1 protein-coding gene and 1 rRNA gene are annotated in these 2,809 nt (G+C 45.4%); one reads left to right on the top strand and one right to left on the bottom strand.

The features are described from left to right. Nucleotides 1–208: 208 nt before the first annotated feature. The gene (locus L1D51_RS21110) at nucleotides 209–1,747 is read left to right on the top strand and encodes a phosphoenolpyruvate carboxykinase (RefSeq protein ID WP_055022234.1); all 1,539 of its coding nucleotides are present in this window, start codon (nucleotides 209–211) and stop codon (nucleotides 1,745–1,747) included. Between the two features lie 860 nt (nucleotides 1,748–2,607). Here L1D51_RS21110 and rrf read toward each other — a convergent pair. Further along, nucleotides 2,608–2,722: ribosomal RNA gene (gene rrf / locus L1D51_RS21105) — 5S ribosomal RNA — on the bottom strand. Nucleotides 2,723–2,809 lie beyond the last annotated feature (87 nt).

Genomic DNA, 2,809 nt, shown 5'->3' with positions numbered 1-2,809 from the left:
AAACTAATGATACCGGTGTCATGAAAAAGCGTCATTTTATGACACCGGTATCATTGAAATTATTCATGTTTTTTGCCAAATATATGCCTTTTTAAGCCCTTCAGACACTCGAATATCCCTAATCCTTCTGTTACTATTATTTTAGCAAAAGGGAAAACTAAGAACCCCAGAGCTATCCCGTTCAATCTCTCACAATTTAGGTATAAACATGACTGCAAACGCTACTAGTTTTGTTGATCTTACAGCAGCTGAACTTGTCGAACACGCTATTCGTCGTGGCGAAGGGACTCTAGCCGCTAATGGTGCTTTTGTTGCTAAAACCGGTGTACGCACTGGCCGCTCTCCAAAAGATCGTTTTATTGTTCAAGAGCCAAGCACTGAAAACGAAATCCAATGGGGCAACGTAAACCGCCCATTCGATGCAGACAAGTTTGATGCGTTATGGGCCCGTGTAGAAGAACACGTGAAAAGCAACGACCACTTCATCTCTCACCTAGAAGTTGGCGCTGATCCTGAGCACTATTTACCAGTTGTAGTTACAACAGAAACTGCATGGCATCATATTTTTGCCAAAAACATGTTTATCGAACCTCAAACATACAATACTGCTGACTTCCCTGAGTGGCAGGTAATGAATGTACCTTCATTTGTATGTGACCCAGAGCGTGATGGCACTAACAGTGACGGCACTGTAATCATTAACTTCGCACAACGTAAAGTACTACTAGCTGGTATGCGCTACGCAGGCGAAATGAAGAAATCAATGTTCTCTGTACAAAACTTCCTGCTTCCTGCAAAAGGTGTATTACCAATGCACTGCTCTGCAAACGTAGGTGAAGCAGGCGACACTGCGTTATTCTTCGGTCTATCTGGTACAGGTAAAACAACATTATCTGCAGATCCTACTCGTTTCCTTATTGGTGATGACGAGCACGGTTGGGCACCTGGTAGCGTATTTAATATCGAAGGTGGTTGTTACGCTAAATGTATCGACCTTTCACAAAAGAACGAACCAGTTATTTGGAATGCAATTCGCTTCGGTACAATCTTAGAAAACGTGGTACTTGACGAAAACCGTGTTCCAGATTTCCATGATACAAGCCTGACACAAAATAGCCGCGCAGCTTACCCGCTAGAGCACGTTGAAAAACGTAAAGTAGAAAACCGTGCTGGCGAGCCAAAAGCGGTTGTATTCCTAACATGTGACGTGAGCGGTGTATTACCACCAGTTTCAGTACTAACTGAAGAAGCTGCTGCATACCACTTCTTAAGCGGTTACACAGCAAAAGTAGGTTCAACTGAAATCGGTTCAACAAGCGACATCGAGTCTACATTCTCAACATGTTTCGGTGCTCCGTTCTTCCCACGTCCTGCAGGCGTTTATGCAGAGCTTCTAATGAAGCGTGTACGTGAATTCGGCGCTAAAGTATACCTAGTTAACACAGGTTGGACAGGTGGCCCTTACGGTACTGGTCAACGCTTCGATATCCCAACAACTCGTGCTGTAGTTGATGCAATCGTGTCAGGTAAACTGGCAGATGTTGAAACTCAACACATCGACGTACTTAACCTAGATGTACCAGTTTCAGTTCCTGGTGTAGACAGCCAACTTCTTAACCCAATCAACACATGGGAAGATAAAGAGAAGTACGCAGAATACGCGAACAAACTAGCTTCTGACTTCACTGAAAACTTCGCTAAATACGATGTTTCAGAAGCAATCAAATCAGCAGGTCCAAAAGCTTAATAACAAGCTTACCTTCAGATTAGAAAACGCCAGCTAAATGCTGGCGTTTTTGTTTTTGGGGTATAAGTTAGAAAGAGTAAAGTTAGCGAGGGGAAAGTTTAGGGTCTGGCGTAGGTTGGGTAGAGCGGAGCGAAACCAAACAAATCACAGAGCTATCAGCTTTCAGCCGTCAGCTATCAGCCGCGCGGTGGAGGTGTTTGGTGCTGCGTCTACCTCTGCCGGGGGCTCTAGGCTCTAGGGAAATTGTACTTATAGGAATGGCTTTAGCCGTGAATGTGTTTGTTATGGTCTAGATTCAGCACTGAAGTGCCTCCTACAGGGTTTGTTGCTGAGGGTGACTCAACCTGGTAGATCAACTGACATCTAGTATCTGACGTCTAAGATACGCACCTCGTAGGAATAGCTTTAGCCATGAATGTGTTTGTTATGCTCTGAATTCGGCACTGAAGTACCTCCTACGGGGTTTTGTTGCTGAGGGTGACTCTGTACAGGACAACCCCACCGCTTAGCTGACATCTGAGATATGCAATGGCTTTAGCCGTGAATGTGTTTGTTATGGTCTAGATTCAGCACTGAAGTGCCTCCTACGAGGTTTTGTTGCTGAGGGTGACTCAACCCGGTAGATCAACTGACATCTAATATCTAACGTCTAACCTTCTCATCACGTAGGAATGGCTTTAGCCGTGAATGTGTTTGTTATGGTCTGATTCGGCACTGAAGTGCCTCCTACGGGGTTTGTTGCTGAGGGTGACTCTGCACTAAACAACCCCACAGTTCAACTGACGGCTGACAGCTGATAGCTGATAGCTCCAAACGCAAAAAAGCCCGACTCTTTCGAATCGGGCTTTCTCTTATTTGGAGCCTGGCGATGACCTACTTTCACATAGCAGCTGCTACACTATCATCGGCGCTGTTTCGTTTCACTACTGAGTTCGGCATGGGGTCAGGTGGGTCCAAAACGCTATTGTCACCAAGCAAAAGGCGTGGAAAGGATTCTCGACAAAGCGCGTAGCGCTTACGAGTCCTTTGCGCAAGGTGAACTGATTTCGCGTTAAGCGTTGC

It is taken from the genome of Pseudoalteromonas shioyasakiensis (assembly GCF_022398475.1).
Classification (GTDB): Bacteria; Pseudomonadota; Gammaproteobacteria; order Enterobacterales; family Alteromonadaceae; genus Pseudoalteromonas.
Note: the sequence above shows the minus strand (reverse complement) of the source record. Positions and strands in the feature narration are given on the sequence as shown.

Bases quoted from the DNA above. Each gene is read 5' to 3' on its own strand.
- L1D51_RS21110 (WP_055022234.1), top strand. From the start codon at position 209: ATGACTGCAAACGCTACTAGTTTTGTTGATCTTACAGCAGCTGAACTT.